Consider the following 23,530-nt stretch of genomic DNA (forward strand, 5'->3'; position numbering starts at 1 on the left):
GTTAAACGGTTAATGCCTTAAATGCTAAAATTTGTTGGCAGTAGGCTAAATGGTGGCGAATATCGTCAATATATTGCGATGCTTTAAAATCCTTTAAATACCAATGACTGCCGTTATCATTTTGTTTGTTGTAAAAAAATCCTTCACACTCTAGCAGGTAATCTTTATTTGACGTGGCTAGCCAATACTGGGTGTCTAGATTAGCCAAGGTTTTTAATGTGTTAACTTGTTTTTGATAATCAGTCGGCATTGTTGATTGGTGTTGTATTCTGGCTAAATCTAATGCGTTTTGCTCAATTCCAAAAATATCGCCCACGAGTAATTCAAAAGGATTAAGATCTTTATGTGGCGTGACGGTGAAGTCGATTTTAGGTTTAAGGTATAAATCAGGCCAGTTCATATGAGGGTGTGTAAGCGCAATGCCCAATGCGATACGCCTTTCTCCGAGCCAATTATATTTTAGACAACGTTGACGCTTGAGTTCATCAGTTGACTCTATTTGTGCTAAGTTGGGTAACAAAGTCATTCTTCGTAACTTAACACTCTTAGAGACCATTGCCGTCATCACTGCCGTTACTAAGCCAATAGAGGGAGCACAATTGACCCTTTTCTCTAAGCTTTGGGCAACCGTATTGAGCACTTCTTCAAATAAGCCATTATGCTCGGTGTTTTCTACTGAAAGTGGCTTATTGGGTGCAGATAAATGGTCAGCACGAATATGTATTGCGTCTTCATGATATGTGGTATTAAAGGTGATAGTTTTCCCCGCAGGTGCTAAAGCCCAATCACCCTCTGCGTTGCCAATAATGGTGACGTATTCTATTGAATCATAAAGTTGTTCAAGCGACATTGTATTTCTATTTCGACTGATTGAATCCATATTCTAGCGTAAATAGTTGATTGTTTGACAATGATTATTGCTTTCAACACCTTTAAAAACAGAATAATGGGTTTATTTCATCAATTGTCTCTTAGTATCTGCCAACTTATCTTTCAATATCTTTACGCTTAAGACACTAAGTCCTGCCTTATTAATTAAATTAACCGTAAGATTAAAAGTCATTTTAAGCTGAGTTATTGCTTGTATTTATCGGGTAAATTCTATAAATTTAAACAACTGTTTTAATTAATTGTTTAAGAGACTGATATGAACCCGTACCAAGCCCCATTGAAGGATATGCAATTTCTTTTAGAAGATGTTTTTGATGCCCAAAATACCTGGCAAGAAATACCTGAATTAGCCGAAATGGTGGATATGGATACAGCCACAGCCATTTTAGATGAAGCCGGTAAAATAAGCCGTGATCTTGTTCATCCTTTAAATAGATCCGGAGACGAGCAGGGGGTTGTTCACCAGAGCGACACCATTATTACTCCAGACGGTTTTAAAGAGGTTTACCAGCAATTCTCTGAAGGTGGCTGGGTCGGTTTATGTGGCGATGCTGAGTATGGCGGCATGGGAATGCCAAAAATGCTGGGTATTCTTGTTGACGAAATGGGCTACAGTGCCTGCAATTCATTTGTTCTTTATAGCTCTTTAACTGCTGGCGCGGCACTATGTATAAATGCTCATGCGACTGATGAGTTAAAACAAACCTATTTACCCCATTTATATTCTGGTCAATGGTCAGGTGCTATGGATATGACAGAGCCTCATGCGGGGTCTGACTTACGCGGTATTCGTACTAAAGCGGTGCCTCAAGACGATGGTAGTTATGCTATTTCTGGTAATAAAATATTTATTACTGGTGGCGACCAAGATTTAACTGAAAATGTCATTCACTTAGTTTTAGCTAAGTTACCAGACTCTAATGGCATTTCACTGTTTTTAGTGCCAAAAATATTAGTGAATCAAGACGGTAGTTTAGGCGAAGCCAATGGGGTTTCTGTGGGTTCTATCGAACACAAAATGGGCCTTAAAGCATCTTCAACTTGTGTGATGAATTACGACAATGCCAAAGGCTTTTTAGTTGGAGAGCCTAATCGTGGTTTAGTTTGTATGTTTACAATGATGAACTACGAACGTTTAGCGATTGGAATTCAAGGCTTAGGTAATTCACAAGCGGCTTATCAAATGGCAAGTGAATATGCTAAAGAGCGCTTACAAGGTGTTGCGGCTGGCGTCAAACCTTCTGGTGCTTCAGACCCGATTATTGTTCATGGTGATGTCAGACGCATGTTGCTGACAATTAAAGCATTAACTGAAGCGGGCAGAGCATTATCAGTATATACCGGTAAGCAGCTAGATTTAGCCAAATATGCTGAAGGTGATGTGCAAGCAAAAGCAAAACAATATGTGGGTTTACTGACACCGGTGGCGAAAGCATTTTTAACCGACCGCGGTTTAGATGCCACTATTATGGCTCAGCAAGTTTTTGGTGGTCATGGTTACATTCGTGAAACCGGTATCGAGCAGTTAGTTCGTGATACACGTATTGCACAAATTTATGAAGGAACCAATGGCATACAGGCGATTGACTTTCTTGGACGTAAAGTGACTGGTGACAATGTTGCCACCTTAAAAATGTTTGTTGCAGAGTCGGTTGAACAACTCAAGGCTTTACAACATACCTCTGATGCAGATAAGCAAGCGGTCATTATTCGTCTAGAGTCATTAGTTGAAGTCGCTGATTACATTAATGACAACAAGCTAAGCCAACCTGCGCTAATCAATGCTTCAGCAGTAGATTATCTAGATGCCTTTGGTTTTGCATTATATGGTTTTTACTGGTTATTGATGGCGGATAAAGCTCATGGGCATTCAGACAGTGAATTTGCCGCACAAAAACACTATGTAGCTCAATTCTACATGGCTAAGTTGTTGAGCAAGTCTGATTATCACTTATCACAAGTCAAAGCGGGTGATGAGTCTATTATGTCTATGCCGGCTGACCTATTTTAATATTAGTTTTTAAACATTAAAAAGCACCTTCATGTTAAGGTGCTTTTTTTCGCTTAGAATAAGAGGAAGTTAATTATTGATTAGGTTCAATGACTAACGGCATGTCCATTAGCTTTTGTAACAATAACGCTGAATAAGACGCTTTTTGCTCTTTCTTAATTTTGGGGCTTAAGCCATTTTCAAACACAACAAATATGTACTTTTTTCCATTTGATGCTTCAAATTGTCCTGCAAGATTCGACACACCTAACATACTGCCAGTTTTGGCGATGACTTTGTTTTTCAAAGGAGCGCGATTAAAGTAGCGTTTATATTGTAAGGTTCCCGTTCTTCCTGATAACGGCAAATTGTCGAGAATATAATGATATTCTTCATGTTCGACGATAAATTTTAAAGTATTAAGAACATGAGCGGCCGACAGCATATTATATCGAGACAAGCCTGAACCGTCGGCAATATTAGCAGCACCTAAGTCAATGCCTAATTGATTCAGTACAGTTCGTAAGGTCTGGGCAGCTTTATTTAAATTTGCCGCTTCACCATAATAATATTCAGCGCTAGTTTTAAGTAATGCCTCTGCCATCAAATTGTCAGAGTCTAATAACATTTCCTCCATAATGATATTCAGTGACGCTGAAGAGTGAGTTGCCTGGGTGATTAATTGAGGAGCGTGAGACAAATCATTAGTCGATAATAGATTATTCAGCGCTATCGTTTGGCCTTGCAAGGTTATTTTTTGCTGTTCAAAAATGTTGTTGATCACTTTTAACGCATAATCGACAGGGTCATTAATCGCTATCGACAGCGGTAGAGATTTAGCACGGTCATAGCACCCCGTTAAAGTGTAATGGTTGTTATCTTTACGTTTTAAATTTAGGTCACATTCTGCATTAGAGGCAGAGTAAGTAGCAAATTGGGTGTTATTGTCCACTTTAATCGGTCGCTTACCCATCACTTTTAATTGAGTCTTTTTGTTGTGACCACTAGCACTTAAGCGTGCTTTAACGCAGTTTTTATCAATAATAAAGCTGGAGACAGGAGCCGCATAACAAATGTTTAAATCATCCCATACCCATCCCGCAGGCTGATCATTCGATAGGGTATCTCCAATTAAGTAAATATTACCTGAAACTTGATTAACTCCTTGCTTTTTTAACCGTTTAATTAACTTTGATAAGTCAGCATAAGTTAACGTTGGATCGCCACTAAATTGTAGGTAAATATCATTGGTCAATGTGCTGTTGGTCAGTTGTATTTCCCCGTCTGTAGAAAGGCGGGTGGTATAGGTGAAGTTTTTACCGAGTACCTCAGCACTTACTAATGCGGTGAGGATTTTCATCACACTTGCTGGGTTCATTAGCATATTGGCATTTTGCTGATAAACTAAGCGTTTATCTTCAATATCCCAAATGCTGAGAGCAATTAATGAATGAGCAGGATTGATAAAGTTAACTATAGAGGCAACATGTTGTTGATCTGCGTTAGGTTGAACTGATGTTTTTGGTGACTCTGTGATAGCCGATTTAACACTGGTGCTTAAGCAAAATACTGCTGTTGCGAGTAAACATTTTTGAACAAAAGCCATAAGATCAAATATCCGTCGAGAGTTTCTATTTTATGCTGATGTGCTGACATTTGAAATGGTCATAACAAATATACAACCTTGTATCATTTAACGTTTTATTTATACATTTGTGCAAATGTTGAACAAAAAGGGCTAGTTAAGGGCTGATTAAATCAGAAAAATCTTGCCCAATAGGTGTTTAATCGTTACTTTCTATGCCACTTTATCATTCGTCGTTACAATTTACAGACTGTAACCTTGCGAGCCTCAATAGTTAGAATGGTTTATACACTCATTGCAATTCGCTAATTTGTGCATTTTATAATGGGTAAACATTCACTAAATTACTATTGTTAGAACACTATTTACATTGTAGTTTTAAACAGCCAGTACAAGACATTCATTATGTCACTACTACCACTGCAATGAAATAATCTTTAAGGAGGATACCTTGCTTGAAAAGCTAGGTGGAATTTCATTAGCGCCTAATGCGTTAAAATGGTTATTAACACCAGAAAATTTTAAAAATACGTTAATAGACCAAATAGCATCTGCGCAAAAGTCGATTTACATTGCGGCTTTATATTTAGAAGATGATGAGGCTGGCCGAGAAGTGCTAGAAGCCTTGCTCACAGCAAAAGCTAAAAATCCGCAACTTGATGTGAAGGTCTTAGTGGATTATCACCGTGCAAGAAGAGGGTTGATAGGTCAAAAAGGAGATAGTGGCAACTACATTTTATACCGTAATGCTATCGCCAATGCTGATCATCCCATCGACATTATTGGTGTACCGGTTAAATCTCGTGAGTTTTTGGGCGTACTTCACCTTAAAGGTTTTATTTTTGATGACACCGTTATTTATAGTGGTGCAAGTATCAATAATATTTACCTGCAACAAGCTGATAAGTATCGCTTTGATCGCTATCATCAAATAGAAAGTGCTGAACTTGCTCACAGCATGAGACTGATGATCCAGCAGTACATTATTAATGATCCAGCCGTGAGCTCGCTGACTCAACCTGAAGAATCTGAAGTGGTTGCTGAAAAGCACGAAGTTAGAAGCTTTAAGTCGCGTTTATCGAATGCAAAATATGAGTTTGACTCAACGAGAATAGGCAATCGAGTGACGCCATTAGTTGGATTAGGTAAAAAGGCCAATGTGCTTAATAATGCGGTTTTAGAGATTGTAAAAAGTGCGCAAGATCACTTGTTTATTTGTACGCCGTATTTTAATCCGCCTTTAGCGCTAGCCAGAGCGATTAACTCGAAGCTAAAACAGGGGGTAAAAATTGATATTGTTGTTGGTGACAAAACAGCTAATGATTTTTACATCCCACCTGAGAAAGATTTTTCGACTATTGGTACTTTGCCATACATGTATGAGCAATCTTTAAGAAAATTTGCCAAACGCCAGCAATGGGCGATTGAATCCGGTTTACTGAATATTCATTTATGGAAGCATGAGCACAACTCTTACCATTTAAAAGGGATTAGTTGTGATGATAAAAAGCATTTGATCACTGGGTCGAATTTAAACCCTAGAGCGTGGGCATTAGATCTTGAAAATGGACTCCTGTTACATGACGAGTCAGGGAGTTGGAAACAATCTTTCATTGATGAGCAATCGTTCATTTTGACTCATACAGAAAGATTATTTCATTACAGTCAATTAGACTCTTTAAGTGTCTATCCGCAATCAGTTAAAAAGATTATGAATAGGATCAGACGACTTAAAGCAGATTTTTTGTTAAAACGAATTTTATAAGTTGTTCCCGTAACAAAAAAATCATCACATTCAGTTGTGATGATTTTTTTATTTTAAGAGTCACTATGCCACACTGTAAAAGCGCACCGCTCCATGCTGTTCATAAACTTTACCAATATCGAAAGTCACTATCGACTAAGCCTTTTGCCGCCAGAGGGAAGAAGTTGGTTAGGTGTCCACAATGTTTATTAGGGCAACAGTTTTGTACCTGTAATTTACGCCAATACTTAAACTCTAATGTGAGTTTTATGCTGATCATGTATGACGATGAAGTATTAAAGCCTACTAATTCAGGGCGACTTATTGCCGATCTTATTCCTAATACTCATGCTTTTTTATGGAATAGAACCCAGCCTGATGAAAACATGTTAGCGCTTATTGCTGATGAAAAATATCAGCCGTACATTGTTTTTCCGGAACAATATCAAGAGGCTGGTCAAGAGGTTGTTACCCAAGTTAATGCTAATGGTGATTCAGCTAAAACGCCTTTATTTATTTTATTAGATGGTAGTTGGCGTGAAGCGATTAAGATGTACCGTAAAAGTAGTTACTTACATAATATACCCATGTTGTCATTTTCCCCTGAGCTGCTTGCGACCTATGCCTTGCGTAAAGGAAGTCATGAATTTCAGTTGGCCACTGCCGAAGTCGCCTCTTTAGTATTAACCGCGGCAAATGAGCCATTAAATGCAGTAGCACTGAATAAATGGTTTGATTTGTTTGTAGAATCCTCTTTGTTAGGCAGAAACCGCCGTGCGAAAGAAACCCTATTACCGATTAGTGACTTTCAAGAGGCTTATTTACACGCCGTCAAGGCCGCTAAACAAGCTAACTAATTATCTGTAACAATAGGAATAGTCACTGTTTTGTTCGCTTTTATATACCAAAGCACCTAATATGGTGCTTTGGTGCTGTTGAATAAAGGAATGAGTATATGAGCGGTATATATCAACAAAATGACATTCAAACACCACCTAAGTTAGTTATTTTATATCGACTCGAGCCTGGTTGTTTAGGGCCTGATGGCCTTGACCATATTGAGGTGTTTTGCCAAATAGCGCAAAGAGCGCTGGCCACACTCAACGCCAATATTTGTTATTGGCAGCTTACTCCTCGTTTCGACAAGTCTTTAGCCGAATTACAATACAGTTTAGCGGGTAAAACATTAACACGTGATAAAGCCGCTATTTATGTTTCAGCCTGCCAAGCAGATTTAACGCAACTCGAAGAGTTTTTTGAAGATAAGCTGACATTATTAATCAATCGCTATATTGCCAGAAAAATACCCCATGTTTAGCCCATTCAAGGATGAGTAATGCCTGCAATCCAATCGATGACCTTACAGCAACAACTCTCGCAATACTTTGGTTTTAATGACTTCCGAGAAGGTCAATTAGAAACAATTCAGCATGTGCTTGCCGGGCACTCTAGTTTAGCCATTTTCCCTACGGGTTCTGGTAAATCATTATGTTATCAACTTAGCGCGATTAATTTACCTAAACTCACCTTGGTTATTTCTCCTCTTATTGCGCTAATACAAGACCAGCTGAAGTTTTTACATGCCAAAGGGATAAATGCCGCCAGTATCGATTCAAGTTTAACTCAACAACAAGTGCAACACGTGATGCAGTCGGTTAGGCAAGGTGAGTGCAACATTTTAATGGTGTCTGTCGAACGTTTTAAGAATGAACGTTTTAGACAGTTCCTTTCTCAGATAGAAATATCATTGTTAGTGGTCGATGAGGCCCATTGTATTTCTGAGTGGGGACATAACTTTAGACCTGACTACCTTAAAATCCCTATGCTATGTCAGGCGTTTAATATTCCTACCACTTTATTGTTGACCGCAACGGCAACCCAAAAAGTGAAACAAGACATCTGTCAACGTTTTAATATTCACCCTCAGCATGTTGTTCAAACAGGTTTTTATCGTGACAATTTGGCCTTAGCGGTTTTGCCTGTTACCCAGCATCAAAAAAACGCTGTTTTATTAGCGCAAATTAATCAACATACCGGTTGTGGCATTGTGTATGTGACGTTGCAACAAACTGCTGAACAAGTCGCTGAATATTTGCAGGATAATGGTGTGAACGCTGTGGCTTATCACGCGGGGTTACTATCAGAACAGCGTATATCAATTCAACAGCAATTCATGCACAGTGATCAGCAAGTGATTGTGGCAACCATTGCTTTTGGCATGGGCATAGACAAATCAGATATTCGTTATGTGTTTCATTATGATTTACCTAAATCAATTGAAAATTATAGTCAGGAAATCGGCAGAGCGGGGCGTGATGGTCAACTTGCACATTGCGTTACTCTAGCAAATTTAGACGGTTTAAATACCTTAGAGAATTTTGTGTATGCGGATACCCCTGAACATGATGATATCGACACACTGATCAACCTCATTAAAAATGAAACTGATGAGTCAGGTAAGTGGGAAATGCAAGACTTGGCGTTATCAAAGGCATGTAATATTAAGGTGTTACCGCTAAAAACCTTACTTGTACAGTTAGAAATGTCTGCCATTATTGAGCCGAGTTATGCTTATTTTGCAGAGTTCAAATATCAGCTTTGTGTCGATAAAGACGTGCTATTAGGCCAATTTAATCCTCAACGAGCGGCTTTTTTATCGACTATTTTACAACATACCCAATTTAAGAAAGTGTGGGGCCAACTAGACTTCGAAGCATTACATCGTGCCACCAACGAGCCTAGAACGCGTGTTATTGCAGCTCTTGAGTATTTAGCTGAGAAACAGCTGATCATTTTAGAAACCAAAAAAATGACTCAGGTTTTTCGTGTTAATATGGAACGGTTACGGGACCCGTCGATTGTTTCTGGTATGTCACACTATTTTAAAGACAAAGAAGATAAAGAGATTAACCGTATTGAGCAGTTGATCAGTTTTTTTGAGTTAGACAGCTGTTTGGCTGCTTATTTAGCCCGATATTTTGATGATTTACAAAGCCCTCAATATTGTCAGCGTTGTAGTGTGTGTTTAGGACATATTGCGAAACTAACTCAATCGACACAACCACAACAGTATGAATTGAGTCAGGTTAGTCTTTTTTTATCTGAGCTTAGAGAGCTTGTTTCAAGCAAACAGTTGACATTAACAACCGCGACACAAGCTAAGTTTTTAGCGGGTATTAGTGTTCCCATTTTGGGGCGTTTAAAAGTAAAAAACCTGGCTGGTTTTGGTGCACTGAATCAATGGCGATTTGCTGATATTGTGCAAATAATTAATGCTTTGGAGAGTAAATGAATACCGATAGTGACGAATTATTGAAAAAGCACTCTAATCTTATACACAGTGAAGATTTGACAGTGGAATCCCATACTCAGCGTGAGCAAGGTGAATGGTTTTTACAAACCTTAATGATCAAAGGGTATGATGTTCCCTTTAAGTATCGCCGTAATAAGAAATTTAAAAACCTTACCGGTCATAAAGTGAATTTGACGTACTATCCTCGAGAAGAGTCGGTGGCAGGCTTTAAAATTGAAACGATGCAAGTCGTTCGTATAAGACGAGCATAAATCAGCTCAGTGACACTAGCTAAATCTAGGTTTTATTTTCTCATCGCTGGTGGCAATCTGTAGGTATAACATCAAACCGTTATACCTACAGTAGCGCTATTTATTCAGATGTAAACTATTTATTCAGATGTAAACAAATAGTCACTGTGGGTTTTCCATAAGCGATAGCGAATTTGAACATCTTGCGGTAAATAGAACACCTTCGGTAATCGACTATCATATTGTACCTTTATACCTTCTCCTAATGGCACAAATTTCGATTGTTTAGGTTCTATACACATTTTCATTGTACTTGGACCATCGATGACTTTTTCTACTTGGTAGTATGGATAACCCCAGCCTTCAACGGTTAGTTGCTCAAGCTTGCCCATCAGTCTATGTTGATTGCAATCAACTAATTGAGTTTTTCCTATTTGTACTTCTAACAAGTAATCCTGCTCATTTTCGCGTTTGGGGAGGGTAATAATATGCTGTGTCATCCCCTCTGACGGCTTGGGGTACATTTTTGTTTCAGTTGCTGATTGATAGTTTTGTGTTGTGAACACCTTTGTGCTGATCGCGTTTGAGTTTAACGCTTCATGGTGTACAGGGCTGGTGGCCATAGCATTACTTGATAATAAAAGTGTCATTATGCTGATATAAAATGTAGATGATTTATTCATAGTTTCCTCTATACAAAATATGCTTGTTTTTGAATCAAATGTATTTCATTTAAAGATATAAACGCTGTAAAAATGGAAAAGGGTTAACTGAATTAAATATTTTCAATTTTTTATACTTGATAATATTTTAGTTGGCAGTATTTGGTGTAAATTTAGCGGTAAACATTTGTTTTCCTATACAAACTATGACATAACATTAACTTAACTTTGTAACAATTGTTGTCGTTAGGGTCGCTGTAAATGAACAAATACAACCAAACTATTGAACAAACAGCCGATATTTTAAGGCTGGCCATTCCTAAAATGACGGCGTTAAATATTCCGGTTACGCCAGAAAACTATGCTATTTGGTATGAGTACTTCTCAGAGAGTAACCTCAATCTAAAACGCGCTATAGACGGTTTACTTGCCAATGAGGTGGTGTTTACACCTGCAGTGACTGCGGGACTATATAACCGTTTTATTGAAGATCAAAGTCCCGATATTATCGAAAATGTTCAAATTGAAACTCAAATTTTAATCAAAAATTTATTCAATCAATTAGATAAGTTTAGTCTTGGTACAAGTTCATTCAGTGATAACTTGACAGAGTTTGGCGATCAAATTCAACAAAACCCAAACCCAGAATTACTGCATGAGTTAGTGCGGAACTTAGGGGCTGAGGTTGAACAAATTTTAGCTGATAATACCAACATGAAAGGGGATCTTAAAACGCTTGAAGATGACTTATCTACATTAAAGAACGAAATGAATAGTTTAAGTAAAGTTGCTATGACTGACGAGCTTACTTCACTGAATAATCGTCGAGCGTATGAATCTTTTGCAGCTGAGCAGTTTTCATTATTTCAACAAACACAAATTGGCAGTAGCGTGTTATTCATTGATATCGATCATTTTAAACAGTTCAATGATACTTATGGCCATTTAATTGGTGATAAGGTGTTGGCCTATGTGGCACTGGCATTAAAAAATGGCGTTAAAGGAGATGATTTTGTTGCTCGTTACGGTGGTGAAGAGTTTATTATCATGCTGCCAAATACTAATATTGAAGATGCCGCTAAAGTAGCCGAAAAGCTACGGATTAAAATATCTGAAAAACAACTGTCTATTGGTAAAGAGCATAAACAAAATTTAGGCCATATTACAGTTTCTATGGGGCTAGCGACATTTAAGGCGGGAGATGACCCAGAAACCCTTCTGGCTAGGGCAGATGAACAGCTTTATATTGCTAAATCAGCAGGGCGTAATTGTATTCGATATTCAACTGAAGATTAATTTTATCAATAACTAACTAGCATTGGTTACTGGTTTATTGTTGATGAGGAAGCACACGGTTTCGACCATTACGCTTTGCTTCATATAGATACTTATCGGCTAGGTTGATCATTTGGTCAATACTCATATCTGATTGATATTCTTGAACCCCAACACTCATAGTCACTTTGATATCTTGATCCATTAATGCAATTTCTTGTTGCGATACCGCGGTTCTTATTCTTTCTGCAATATCGTAAGCCTCGTTAAAGTCAGTATCGGTAAGAATAAACAAAAACTCTTCACCTCCCCAACGGGAAACATAGTCAGTCTCTCTGAGATTGTGTCTAAACAGCTTAGCGATTTCAGTTAACACTTTATCTCCCATGTTATGACCATATTTATCATTAACTTGCTTAAAGTAATCTAAATCACACAATAGAACTGAAAAAGGGGTTTTATGTTCCTTAAAGTCAGAGACTTGCTGCTCTAATATAATTTGTGCACTGCGACGGTTTCGTAACTCAGTCAGTTCATCAAAATGGGCTAATTTATGTAGCTTACTGTTCAGCTCAATTGCATGATGGTACAACTGGGTTCTGGAATATTCGTATAAAGCAGACAAAAAGCTGATGGTGATAAAAGAATAAAATAATCTTAGTTTGAACTCATGAGCGTAGATTGTTTGACCCGTTACCCACTCAGGGTTGAACATCAATATCCAGGTGATAAAGACAAATAAGGCAATATTAATGCTGCCTTGTTTTAAGCCATGAACATAAACCGACACTGGAGGGACAATAAATATCCATAAAGGGCCTGTTTGTTCAACACCCCCAGTATAGATAAGGTAAAACATTAATATATATAGTAAATAAATAATAATGAATGAGCTAAGTTTTGTCTGTGAACGCCATTTAACCATGCAAAAAGCGGCAAAAAATATACAACTCGAAATAGATAAAGCGGCAAATAAGGTCAATGAGGATTGAAATAATGCAAAAATTGACATTACAGCCGTAATCGACATACCTATTAATGAGAATAGTGAGATCACACGAGATTGCTGTAGCTCGCCAAAGCTTTGAATCTTACTATTGAGTTTGTTATTCAAAGATTTTCCTTTATCTTCAATGACATTTGTATCTTTACATTTTATCAAGTTTATACCGTAATTATGCTTTTGAGTAAAACTCAATCAAATTTTTTTTGGTATGTTTGGTTTACATAACCCAAGGTTAGCTTCTATTGGGAAATAAAATGACAGATTACTTGATCAAAGTGTAGCATATTATATTATACTGTATATAAGTACAGTGCTTTTGGTTTTTATAATATGAATGTTATTCCTATCTCTGCTAGTGCCGGTCTGACTGGATTTGAAAGCCCTGCAGCTGAGTATCAACAATTATCACTTAGTCTTGATGAATTATTAATTGAGCATCCTAGTGCGACTTTTATTGGTCTAGCTAAAGGAAATTCTATGGAGGGAATTGGCATATTTGATGGTGATATCCTCATTGTCGATAGGCACGTTACCGTGAGTAATTTAGATGTCATTGTGGCAAATTTTAATGGCACTTTTGTCTGTAAAATTATTGATAAAGTTCATCGTAAACTGTTGTCAGCAAATAGCCAACACATGGGCGTAACCATAAGTGAGTTTGATAACTTTAGTATTGAGGGAGTGGTGATTCGTTCTATCAGATGTCACAAGAAAACGCCTCAACTTGAGATTACCTAGTCATGTTTGCATTAGTTGATGCCAATGCGTTTTATTGTAGTGCAGAGCAAGTATTTAGGCCTGACTGGCGTAATAAGCCTGTCATTGTTCTTAGTAATAATGATGGTTGTATTGTTGCGGCCAATAAGCAAGCTAAAGCGGCAGGTATACAAAAATTTATTCCTTATTTTCATGTAAAAACCTTATGTGAACAAAAACGCATTATTGTGTGTTCTTCAAATTATGAGCTTTATGCTGATTTATCAGCCAAAATGATGCAAATTATCGGTCGTTTTGCGCCAGAACAACATATCTATTCAATAGATGAAAGCTTTCTATCATTTAAGCACAGTGAAAAAGCAATTAACTCATTCGTACATCAAGGCCAACTTATTCGTAAAACCGTTTGGAAAGAAGCAAGGCTGCCGGTGTGCGTAGGAATAGCCAATACCTTAACTCTCGCTAAAGTGGCCAATCATGCCGCTAAAAAAATCATCGGCTATCAAGGCGTATGTGTTATTGATAATGATGCGGAGCGCATTGCGATTTTAAAAAAATTAGCCGTAAGTGATGTATGGGGAATTGGTCGAAAATTAACTAAAAAATTGACTTCATTGAATATTCAAACTGCTTATGATCTATCACAAATGGCACCTGGCATGGCCCGCAAACAATTTAATATTGATGTTGAGCGGACGGTACGAGAGTTAAATGGGCAAGAGTGTAAAGAATGGGGAGAGGCGAGAGCTGATAAAAAACAAATATTCTCGACCCGCAGTGTCGGTGAGCGAATTACCGATTATGAATTATTGTTACAGGCCTTGAGTACACATGTGGCAATTGCCGCTGAAAAGGCCAGAAGGCAGCAATCTTATTGTAAATCGATGCTTATTTTTGCGCATAACTCGCCTTATGATGATAATCCTCGTAGTTTTAAGCTTGTGCTTCACTTTGTTATACCAACGCACTGTACTGTAGAGTTAACTCGCGCTATCAGTGAAGCTGCACCTAAATTGTTCCGCCAAGGTGTAAGGTACTACAAGATAGGAGTCGGGCTGATTGATTTAGTTTCCTGCCATTTTACTCAGTTAGATTTGTTCAACACTCAAACATCTAATCCAGAGTTAATGCGTGCTCTAGACAGCATTAATGGGCGCTATGGCCGTAGTACATTATTTATGGCTGCTCAAGGAATAGAGCAAAAATGGGCAATGAGACGTCATTATTTAACGCCTCAATATACAACTAACTGGAAGTGTCTGCCAAAAATTCATTGTTAGCACTTGCGAGTCAACTTGATGACGATATTACTCCGCAATGGGGGATAATCGCCCCGTTTGATCAAAATTATTGATCTGATTTTGGAATGGTTTTAGACAACCAATATTATCGTTAATCCATTGCTGATTATAATAGGTGTCTAAATAACGCTCACCAGCATCACAAATTAACGTCACAATAGATCCTGTTTGTCCTTGCTGTTGCATGCGTGTCGCAAGCGTTAAAGCACCATATAAATTAGTGCCAGTCGAGGCGCCGGTTTTCCGTCCAATCAACTTTTCTAACCATTGAATCGTTGCAATAGAAGCTCCATCAGCCACCTTTTGCATCTCATCAACCACGCCAGCAATAAAAGAAGGTTCAACACGTGGGCGGCCAATACCTTCTATTTTACTGCCAAGAGTACCTGTTAATGTTTTATCGCCAGTATTGAAATAGTCAAAGAAAACCGAATTTTCGGGGTCAACCACATAAAGCTGTGTAGCAAGTTGTTGATAACGAATGTAACGACCAATAGTGGCAGACGTTCCTCCTGTGCCAGGGCTCATAACAATCCAAGCGGGAGTGGGATATGGCTCGCGTTGCATTTGATGAAAAATAGAGTCAGCAATATTGTTATTACCTCGCCAGTCGGTGGCTCGCTCAGCATAGGTAAATTGATCCATATAATGACCGTTTAACTCGGTGGCTAAACGTTCCGACTCGGCATAAATCTCACTGCTCTGTTCAACAAAATGACACTTGCCGCCATAAAATTCAATTTGTTGAATTTTTCGTTTAGCCGTACTTTTTGGCATAACTGCAATAAATGGCAAGCCAATAAGTCGAGCAAAATAAGCTTCAGAAACAGCAGTGCTACCAGAAGATGACTCAATAATAGTGGTATCTTGCTTTACCCAACCATTACAAAGCGCATAAAGAAATAAAGAGCGCGCAAGACGATGTTTTAAACTTCCCGTTGGGTGAGTACTTTCATCTTTTAAATATATATCAATGTTTGAGAGTTGAGGAAGGTCGAGCTTAATTAAATGGGTATCAGCAGAACGTTGAAAATCAGCATCAATTAAAGCAATAGCTTGGTTAACCCAATGGTTAGACATAATCATTTTCTCGTTTGAACTGTCATTAGGGCTAATATGCTAATAGCAATAAACAAAATGAGCAATGAAAGTCGGTTTATATGGTTAAAACTTAATGAAAATGTGCTGAGAATAAACTAAGAATTGAAAAGCTTGCAGGAAGTAAAAATGGTGGAGGGAGAAGGATTCGAACCTTCGAAGGCTGAGCCGTCAGATTTACAGTCTGATCCCTTTGGCCACTCGGGAACCCCTCCACTGTGATAGTTATAAAGATAAGAAAGATGGTGGAGGGAGAAGGATTCGAACCTTCGAAGGCTGAGCCGTCAGATTTACAGTCTGATCCCTTTGGCCACTCGGGAACCCCTCCACGAATTTCTTTTCTTACTAACTAAATTTTTACGCAAATGGTGGAGGGAGAAGGATTCGAACCTTCGAAGGCTGAGCCGTCAGATTTACAGTCTGATCCCTTTGGCCACTCGGGAACCCCTCCTCAATTGCGGCCGCCATAGTAGTCAGAAACGTATAATATGTAAAGTCATAAAATGAAAAAAAACCTAAAGAAATGGTGTGTTTGGTCGATAAAATAGCATCTAGTCGTTATGGTGCTGTTTTTATATGCAAATAGAGTCAATTTTAGTAAATGAGCTTCAGTTGGGCAGTCGTTTAAATAACGCTGTAGAGAACCAAAGACGAGGCGAATTTGGCTTGCTGTTAGCAATGTTGTCAGCAGACTCGACTGATATGGCACAATTTCAACTTGATAAAGCGTTAACACTGGATGAGAAACTCTATAAACAATTTGAATTGCCAAAACCCATCACTTTAGTTGCCGATTTATCTGAAAATAATTCCCCGATAAATAATGGCGAATGTTTTAACCAGCATGGATTTGATGGTTTTCGATTACAACAAGCATTAACACCAGAAGCACTTATCACACGAGGGCGACATGATGACGGGGTTGCAATGGCTCTGGCTAACACTGACCCTGTGACAAAAGCAAAATTTGAACAATCAACACTGCCCATCCCCCAATTATATTCAGACATTGATGAAATGCATTTTGTGGATCAATTAGCAAGGCAAAGGCAACTGTGTCAAACCATTCTTGCCGCTTAACACCGCAGATATAGGCTAATAAAAATTGGCTGAATGTGAACAAGGCAAAAGAAAACCTGGGCTGGTTAGAATAAGATGCAATGAGTTATTCATCCATTGGAATAAAATTATGATTAAAAAGATTGTCGAGCAACAAGATAATGTTAACGATACCTGTACAGATTGCGGCAGCTTTGTCGACATAGGTGCGGTGATTGATGAACATGATACTTTATTAAGTTTATCGATTGAAGGTGACGATGCGAACGAGAAAGCACAACAGATTGCAGAAAAAGCTCGTCAACGGTTTTCTCATGTTGAAGTGAATATTAATGAGCAACAAGATAAAGTTGAACTTAACTTAACCTTCTCTGTTACCGTAGAAAAAATGCTATTTCAACTCGAAAATGGTTTATAAAATATAGTGGCTGCTGGTTAACTTACGGTATAATCTGCCGAAGTTAATTAACAGCTTATTTTAAGCTCCCAAAAGTTGTATTGATAGACTGCATAGTACCAATTCTAAAAACTGCAGATAAAAATACATGATGTCTACTCGGGAAAAGAATGACTCAAGAACAATATCGGCACCTGTTAGAGTTAATTGTAAACTCTAGTGCTAAACAGCAGGGTAATTTTGCTAAAACCTCTGAATTGGTTTGCAAATTACTGTTACAGCAATTTGATGTCTGCGCAGTCTCTGTTTGGTTGTTTGATGAAGAATTTGATAACCAGAATAGCGTCGAACCTAATGAAGAGCAGTTTGTTTTTTGCTCTAAACGCCCCATATCCTCATATTTCTCAGCCAATGTTACACATACTCATCTGTCTAGAAATGAACAAAACTGGTCAATAACGTTCGACTTTTTTAAACAGTTAAAACAGCATCGTTATCTTTCTGAAAACCCTCATGTTAAGCCAGAATACCAAATTCTTGAACATGAATTTTATGTACAAAATAATGTACAAAATACCTTGAATGTGGCCATTCGTATTAATGGCCATATTGAAGGAGTGTTAGCATTAGACTCAACAAGCCCAGCCCCTTGGACACATGAAGAAATTCAATTAGTTATTCAATGTGCTGATCAACTTGCGTTAACGTTAGCGACCCGATATTCATATGATAAGTCAGAGCAGATTACGCTATTGCGAAATGCTGCAGAACATTCAGACCAAGTGGTTATGATTGTGAATTTAGACACATTGAAGGTTGACTACGTTAATGATGCTCATCAAAAAGTGACCGGCTTATTACGCTCTGAAATTGAACATCACAGTGTGATGAACCTTGACGTACTGAGAAATCACCCTGATATGCTCAGTGTCTTTACTACTCAATTAGAACAACAAAAGAGTGTGATTGGGGATATTAAAATTAATCGCAAAGATGGCACTGAATATTGGCTACATTACCATATAACAAAGTTTACCACAGAGCAGGGGAACGATTACGCCTTGGTGTCAAGCCAAGACATTTCTTCAGAGTTTGAACATAAAGCTGAACTGGAAAAGTTGGCTTGGCATTGCCGTTTAACGGGTTTACATAATCGAGCCTTCTTTACGCCTAAAATAGATCAAGCAAAAGACGGTGTGCTATTACTTATCGATTTAATGGGCTTTAAAAGATTTAATGATACTAATGGTCATGAAAGTGGCGATTTATTGTTGATTGAAGTCGCCAGACGATTAAAACATTTTGCTGCAAATCATCATGCAATTGATGTTGCCAGAGTTGGAAGTGATGAATTTTGTATTTTACTTGCCAGTCAATATTGTGAGTATGAATTAGAAAATATCGTTAATAAACTGATGACTAACTTATCGGCATTTGCGCTAATTAATAGACAAAAAGTAGAGCCTAAACCCGCTATTGCGATTGTAGACATTGCGACGGTAAAAGATAAATTCTCACCACTTTCTTGTGCTGACATTACGCTACAACATGCCAAAAAACAGTCATTTGAACATTACCAATTTTTCAATCAACAGATATTAGCTCAATTCATAAATAATGCCGATATTGAAAATGATCTAAAATCTGCCATTAACGGGCGTCAGTTTGAGTTGTATTACCAACCATTAATGGATCTACAGCAACATCAATTTATAGGTGCAGAGGCATTAATTCGTTGGAATCACCCCAAAAAGGGAGTGTTATATCCTGGGGCGTTTATCGAAATAGCTGAACAGTGTGGCATGATAAATTCGTTGGGTGAATGGGTGCTTGAAAATGCCTGTAAGCAGTTGCACTTATGGCAGCATAAAAATGTCAATATCACTATGCATGTTAATGTCGCAGCAAGGCAGTTCTTTAGTGGAACCTTGTTCGAGCAAGTTTGGCAACTGTTAAACCGTTATAGAATTAAACCTCGCAGTTTAATTTTAGAAATTACCGAAACAGAATTAATGGGTGACATTCATTATGCTTCACATTTATGCCAAGAGCTTGCAGATTTAGGTGTAGGCATTGCTATTGATGACTTTGGTACGGGTTATAGTTCGATGAAATATCTGAAACAATTTCCAATCAATAAGTTAAAAATTGATCGCTCGTTCATTATGGATATTGGCTCAAGTAAAGAAAGCCAAGAAATTGTCAGTGCGATTATCGCTATGGCAAAAGCATTGAATATTTCGATCACTGCTGAGGGCGTTGAAACTGTTGAGCAAGAACAGTTCTTGGCTGGCATGATCTGCGACCATGCGCAAGGTTTCTTATATAGCCCTGCGGTAAGAGTAAATGACTTCAATACGTTAATGATAAGCTCAATGGCAAAGCACTAACGATAATAAATGTTAACGCCCACAGCATTGTTTAAACTTCTTGCCACTAAGGCAAATACACGCTTCATTTCTGGTCGGTAGTGGACAATCCATTTGTTCACCATAAGTATAAAACCAGCGGTTACTTTCGAACACAAAATGCGATGCCTCATAAATGACATCAACACTTTTATCTGTTTTATACCAGGCCTTAAAGATAACCATAGCTTGGGGTAAATCTGGGTAATTATGATTAAATGCAATGCGGTTTTTTACCGTAGGGTTAGCCGATAAAAGCTGATGTTCAATCACTTCTAAACTTAACCATTGAGGATTATTTTGTGCCAGTTGTGCTTGGGTTAAACCGTGCAAAAAATCTTTATAATGGGTGTCGATTAAGTAGCGATAATCTTCAACCACAAAAGCACAGTAACGTGACCTCATTAATTGTTCGGCAGTAGTCGCCATGTTACTGCTTGAATGCAAAGTTTGACAACAGTCAGCATAACTTAGTTGACTGTTACATGGGCATAAGGCATTAGGGCTGATTGGATTCATTGATTAGCTGATTGAGTTGTCGCCATAAATTGTTGGCCATAGTACCAATTAGGTACGGGTTTAGCACTGTAATAATACTCAGGTTTTGAGCGAGTATTGGAATCAATATTGATTTGCCAATGGCCATCAGATGAGCGAGTGAGCACAGAAACAAATTTACCTGCAAACTCACTTACCGTATCACCAGATTCAGCGTCAGGATGAAACCTCATTAAATAATAGCCAACATCAGTTGCTTGATTTGATGAAATTTGTCTCGCAACCACTCTAAAATCAATATCGATTCGGGCTTTTTTATGGCGAATTTTTTTAAAAAAAGTTTGATAAAGATTAATAACGTTTTGTTTGCCAATGATAATGTCTTTATCTTGGCTCTCTGAAATATAAACCGCATCGTCAACATAAATTTGTTCTAATGTATCGATGTTAAGGTGCTGAAAACTTGCTTTTAAACGCTGGTAATTAAGATTGAGTTGCTGATGCTCTTGCTTATTTTGCGCAAAACAAGGGGTCATTACCAATAATAGAGATAACCAAAGCAGTATCAAAAAAGTGGCTGATTTTTGTAAACTCATGCGGATAGTGTTCTCATTAGATTGATCTTTTATCTAGGATTGGGTGTACTATAAATTATTCTGTCGTTTCTAAATAGAATAGAATCTTTACAAAGTGTGTAGGAGGTTAGTGTGCATCTAGATGAAAACGAGTTATTTTTTCAAGAGATGGCAGATGTCACTCCGTTAAAAGTTTGCCAGAAGACACAAAACGTCATTACCTTTAGTCCAAATATCCCAACAGAGGGGCAACGCTTACGGCAAGCACAATTAAATGAACATGAGTTACTAGAACTCTTGTCGATTAACCCAATTGACTTTGAACCTGTTGGTTGTGATGAAACAATTTATCATCGTCATGATGGTATGCAAGATGCTGTATTTAAACAATTAAGGCTAGGGAAGTACCAAATAAAAACGGTGCTTGATGTTCATGAATACCGAATTGATCAAGCTAGGATAAGCTTAATTAATTGTATTTTGGCAGCCTATGAACGTGGCGAAAGAAATATTTTAGTTATTCATGGTAAAGGCTATAAAAGTAAACCTTATCCTGCGCTATTAAAAAGCGCCGTGTGTGACTGGCTGAAACGAATTGAATATGTTGCCGCTTTTCACAGTGCAACAACAGAGCAGGGTGGTTCTGGTGCGGTTTTTGTAATGTTAAAAAAATCTGCTCAAAAACGCATCGAAAATAGTGAGCTGAACCGCAAAGGACGTGGCTTTAGGTAGAAATAGTATTTATAAAAACGCCAACATAATGTTGGCGTTTTTAATGTAAATAATTAACTTAACATTTTAGTCATATTACCAACCACATTGACGGTTAGCTTGGCTGTTTTTCTCATTCAACCAAACTTGTAGTGGAGCAAAATAATCCAGAACTGCTTGTGCATCCATTTCTTTCGTTCCGGTCACAATATTCAGCGCTTCAGGCCAAGGCATAGACGCGCCCATTTCTAACATTTGATTAAGTTTTTCGCCAGCCTGTTTGCTGCCATAAATACTACAGCGATGAACGGGTCCAGTATCGCCTGCAATTTCACATAAAGACTTATGGAATTGGAATTGCAGAACATGGGCTAAGAAATAACGCGTATAAGGCACATTTCCCGGCACGTGATACTTTGCACCGGGGTCAAAGTCTGCTTCTGTTCTTGCTACAGGTGCTTTAACTCCCTGGTATTTTTCACGTAAATCCCACCATGCCTGATTATATTGCTCTGGCTTAATCGTACCGTTGAAAACTTGCCAGCGCCATTGATCGATCATCAATCCAAATGGCATAAACGCCACTTTATCTAAAGCTTGTTTGAGTAATAGGCCAATATCCTTAGAAGCATCGGGTACTTGGTCAAGTAAGCCAATTTTTTGCAGGTATTTAGGGGTAATAGACAGGGCAACTGTATCACCAATGGCTTCATGAAACCCATCATTGGCTGAATTTTTGAAGATAAAAGGTTGATGTTTATATGCGCGTTGGTAGAAGTTATGTCCAAGCTCGTGATGAATAACGGTAAAGTCTTCAGCCGTTTTTTGAATACACATTTTGATGCGAATATCATCTAGGTTATCCAGATCCCATGCTGAAGCATGACAAACAACATCTCGATCTTTTGGTTGTACAAACAACGAACGAGTCCAAAAGGTACTTGGTAATTCATCAAAACCAAGCGAAGTAAAAAAACTTTCGGCTTGTTCAACCATCTTGATTTCATCGTAATTATTTTGTGCTAATAACTCCGTGACATCATATCCTGGATCGGCATTGTCTGGGGCTACACTATTATAGATAGTTCCCCACTGTTGGGCCCACATATTACCTAATAGATGTGCTGGAATGGCGCCTTGTGCTGGTGCAACATCATCACCGTATTTTTGGTTAAGTTCACCACGAACATAACAATGCAGGGAATCATATAGAGGCTTTATTTGGCCCCATAAGCGATCCAGTTCAGCAGAAAAATCGTCTGGTTTCATATCATATTGGCTACGCCATAATTCAGATAAGTCACTAAAACCTAGATCACGAGCACCTTCGTTTGCCAATTCAATTTCACGTTCAAATAAAGGACGCATAGGCTTGGCAATTTCACGCCAGCCAGTCCAAGCTTCTAGTAATAATGCGGGATCATTTGATGTGGCCATCACGTTAGACAGTTCAGGTTGCGTCATACATGTGCCGTCAGCAAAACAATATTTGCCTTTGCCATACATACCATTTAATTCAGAGCTTATTTGCGCAAGTTCAGCGTTTTTAGCAGCATCAAGTGGCGCAGGTAACACCAAGCTACTTCTTAGGCTATTTAACTTACGTTTGTTAACTGGATCTAATTCAACATCAGCATACTTTGCCGCTTCAGTAGCAAATTTGACACTTGTAGCGGTCACTTTCTCGCCCATTGCAGCCGATAATGCAGCAGTATCTTCAGTAATAAAATTGGAGTATATCCATTCTGCTCGACCCGCTTCAATGGACAAGCTCGCCAATTCTGCTTCAGCGTGATTAATGAAGTCGATTGCCGCTTGGGGTGTTGGTACATCAATTGAATCTGATGCTAATTCCGCTTGTTGAGAGGTTGTTGGTGATGTTTGTTTATCATCACTAACGCATGCTGATACCCCTAATGATAGTGCGACCAAAAGCGCAATTTTAGACGGGTGTTTTAAAGGCTTTATCATTTACATATCCCTGTTTATTTTTTGCCAGTATTGTACATAAAACGATTGAATATTGCATACAAGTTACAAGATATTCATAAAGCAAGCCGTTTGACGTGG

At 38.3% G+C, this 23,530-nt stretch carries 21 protein-coding genes and 3 tRNA genes; 13 read left to right on the plus strand and 11 right to left on the minus strand.

What is annotated here, in order from left to right:
• Position 1: 1 nt before the first annotated feature.
• Positions 2-850, minus strand: coding sequence for a hypothetical protein (locus L2672_RS07265; protein ID WP_248995173.1), 849 nt, complete (start codon positions 848-850; stop codon positions 2-4).
• 297 nt (positions 851-1,147) lie between these two features.
• Here L2672_RS07265 and L2672_RS07270 point away from each other — a divergent pair, with 297 nt between their 5' ends.
• Entirely contained in the window at positions 1,148-2,902 is a 1,755-nt protein-coding gene (locus L2672_RS07270; protein WP_248995174.1) for an acyl-CoA dehydrogenase family protein, read from the plus strand.
• Between the two features lie 73 nt (positions 2,903-2,975).
• Here L2672_RS07270 and dacB read toward each other — a convergent pair whose 3' ends face one another.
• Positions 2,976-4,487 (minus strand): D-alanyl-D-alanine carboxypeptidase/D-alanyl-D-alanine endopeptidase, encoded by a 1,512-nt coding sequence (gene dacB, locus L2672_RS07275; RefSeq protein WP_248995175.1) that lies wholly within the window; start codon positions 4,485-4,487, stop codon positions 2,976-2,978.
• Positions 4,488-4,917: 430 nt separating this feature from the next.
• On the opposite strand from dacB, the gene pssA reads away from it, so the two are divergent.
• From pssA to L2672_RS07300, 5 genes are all read left to right on the plus strand, one after another.
• Positions 4,918-6,231: a CDP-diacylglycerol--serine O-phosphatidyltransferase gene (gene pssA / locus L2672_RS07280; protein ID WP_248995176.1), complete on the plus strand. Its 1,314-nt coding sequence runs from the start codon at positions 4,918-4,920 to the stop codon at positions 6,229-6,231.
• Positions 6,232-6,296: 65 nt separating this feature from the next.
• Entirely contained in the window at positions 6,297-7,067 is a 771-nt protein-coding gene (locus L2672_RS07285; RefSeq protein WP_248995177.1) for a tRNA-uridine aminocarboxypropyltransferase, read from the plus strand.
• A gap of 98 nt (positions 7,068-7,165) precedes the next feature.
• A complete protein-coding gene (locus L2672_RS07290) occupies positions 7,166-7,528 on the plus strand; it encodes a hypothetical protein (protein ID WP_248995178.1) in 363 nt (120 codons plus the stop codon).
• An 18-nt stretch (positions 7,529-7,546) separates the two neighbouring features.
• On the plus strand, positions 7,547-9,502 hold the full coding sequence (locus L2672_RS07295) for a RecQ family ATP-dependent DNA helicase (protein ID WP_248995179.1): 1,956 nt from the start codon (positions 7,547-7,549) through the stop codon (positions 9,500-9,502).
• Positions 9,499-9,774 (plus strand): hypothetical protein, encoded by a 276-nt coding sequence (locus tag L2672_RS07300; RefSeq protein WP_248995180.1) that lies wholly within the window; start codon positions 9,499-9,501, stop codon positions 9,772-9,774. Before L2672_RS07295 ends, L2672_RS07300 begins: the two co-directional genes overlap by 4 nt.
• Before the next feature lie 119 nt (positions 9,775-9,893).
• On the opposite strand, the gene eco is transcribed toward L2672_RS07300, so the two are convergent.
• Positions 9,894-10,436 carry a serine protease inhibitor ecotin gene (eco, locus tag L2672_RS07305; RefSeq protein WP_248995181.1) on the minus strand — a complete coding sequence of 181 codons (543 nt, stop codon included), beginning with the start codon at positions 10,434-10,436 and terminating at the stop codon, positions 9,894-9,896.
• 240 nt (positions 10,437-10,676) lie between these two features.
• On the opposite strand from eco, the gene L2672_RS07310 reads away from it, so the two are divergent.
• On the plus strand, positions 10,677-11,711 hold the full coding sequence (locus L2672_RS07310) for a GGDEF domain-containing protein (protein ID WP_248995182.1): 1,035 nt from the start codon (positions 10,677-10,679) through the stop codon (positions 11,709-11,711).
• A gap of 34 nt (positions 11,712-11,745) precedes the next feature.
• Here L2672_RS07310 and L2672_RS07315 read toward each other — a convergent pair whose 3' ends face one another.
• Positions 11,746-12,804: a GGDEF domain-containing protein gene (locus L2672_RS07315; RefSeq protein ID WP_248995183.1), complete on the minus strand. Its 1,059-nt coding sequence runs from the start codon at positions 12,802-12,804 to the stop codon at positions 11,746-11,748.
• A gap of 222 nt (positions 12,805-13,026) precedes the next feature.
• Between L2672_RS07315 and L2672_RS07320 the strand changes: the two genes are divergently transcribed.
• On the plus strand, positions 13,027-13,434 hold the full coding sequence (locus L2672_RS07320; RefSeq protein WP_248995184.1) for a LexA family protein: 408 nt from the start codon (positions 13,027-13,029) through the stop codon (positions 13,432-13,434).
• Positions 13,435-13,436: 2 nt separating this feature from the next.
• Positions 13,437-14,693: a Y-family DNA polymerase gene (locus tag L2672_RS07325; protein WP_248995185.1), complete on the plus strand. Its 1,257-nt coding sequence runs from the start codon at positions 13,437-13,439 to the stop codon at positions 14,691-14,693.
• A 27-nt stretch (positions 14,694-14,720) separates the two neighbouring features.
• Here the strand turns inward: L2672_RS07325 and L2672_RS07330 are convergent, their stop codons facing one another.
• The 4 genes from L2672_RS07330 to L2672_RS07345 form a co-directional block, all read right to left on the minus strand.
• Positions 14,721-15,794, minus strand: coding sequence for a PLP-dependent cysteine synthase family protein (locus tag L2672_RS07330; RefSeq protein ID WP_275974981.1), 1,074 nt, complete (start codon positions 15,792-15,794; stop codon positions 14,721-14,723).
• A 148-nt stretch (positions 15,795-15,942) separates the two neighbouring features.
• A tRNA-Tyr gene (locus L2672_RS07335) sits at positions 15,943-16,027 on the minus strand.
• 28 nt (positions 16,028-16,055) lie between these two features.
• Positions 16,056-16,140: transfer RNA gene (locus L2672_RS07340), tRNA-Tyr, on the minus strand.
• Between the two features lie 38 nt (positions 16,141-16,178).
• Positions 16,179-16,263, minus strand: a tRNA-Tyr gene (locus L2672_RS07345).
• 125 nt (positions 16,264-16,388) lie between these two features.
• Between L2672_RS07345 and L2672_RS07350 the strand changes: the two genes are divergently transcribed.
• From L2672_RS07350 to L2672_RS07360, 3 genes are all read left to right on the plus strand, one after another.
• Entirely contained in the window at positions 16,389-16,892 is a 504-nt protein-coding gene (locus tag L2672_RS07350) for a VC2046/SO_2500 family protein (RefSeq protein WP_248995186.1), read from the plus strand.
• Positions 16,893-17,004: 112 nt separating this feature from the next.
• Positions 17,005-17,289: a DUF406 family protein gene (locus L2672_RS07355; protein WP_248995353.1), complete on the plus strand. Its 285-nt coding sequence runs from the start codon at positions 17,005-17,007 to the stop codon at positions 17,287-17,289.
• A gap of 149 nt (positions 17,290-17,438) precedes the next feature.
• Entirely contained in the window at positions 17,439-19,658 is a 2,220-nt protein-coding gene (locus L2672_RS07360; RefSeq protein WP_248995187.1) for a sensor domain-containing phosphodiesterase, read from the plus strand.
• A gap of 12 nt (positions 19,659-19,670) precedes the next feature.
• On the opposite strand, the gene L2672_RS07365 is transcribed toward L2672_RS07360, so the two are convergent.
• Together L2672_RS07365 and L2672_RS07370 are read right to left on the minus strand one after the other, a co-directional pair.
• Complete coding sequence (locus tag L2672_RS07365; RefSeq protein ID WP_275974983.1) at positions 19,671-20,195, minus strand: YchJ family protein; 525 nt, start codon at positions 20,193-20,195, stop codon at positions 19,671-19,673.
• Positions 20,192-20,770, minus strand: a complete 579-nt coding sequence (locus L2672_RS07370) for a YybH family protein (RefSeq protein WP_248995188.1) — start codon at positions 20,768-20,770, stop codon at positions 20,192-20,194. The genes L2672_RS07365 and L2672_RS07370 overlap by 4 nt, the downstream gene beginning before the upstream one ends.
• Positions 20,771-20,881: 111 nt before the next feature.
• Here L2672_RS07370 and smrA point away from each other — a divergent pair, with 111 nt between their 5' ends.
• Positions 20,882-21,481 carry a DNA endonuclease SmrA gene (gene smrA / locus L2672_RS07375; RefSeq protein ID WP_248995189.1) on the plus strand — a complete coding sequence of 200 codons (600 nt, stop codon included), beginning with the start codon at positions 20,882-20,884 and terminating at the stop codon, positions 21,479-21,481.
• A 75-nt stretch (positions 21,482-21,556) separates the two neighbouring features.
• Here smrA and L2672_RS07380 read toward each other — a convergent pair whose 3' ends face one another.
• Entirely contained in the window at positions 21,557-23,431 is a 1,875-nt protein-coding gene (locus L2672_RS07380; RefSeq protein ID WP_248995190.1) for a M2 family metallopeptidase, read from the minus strand.
• Positions 23,432-23,530: the final 99 nt, after the last annotated feature.

It is taken from the genome of Shewanella gaetbuli (genome assembly GCF_023284065.1).
GTDB lineage: Bacteria > Pseudomonadota > Gammaproteobacteria > Enterobacterales > Shewanellaceae > Shewanella > Shewanella gaetbuli.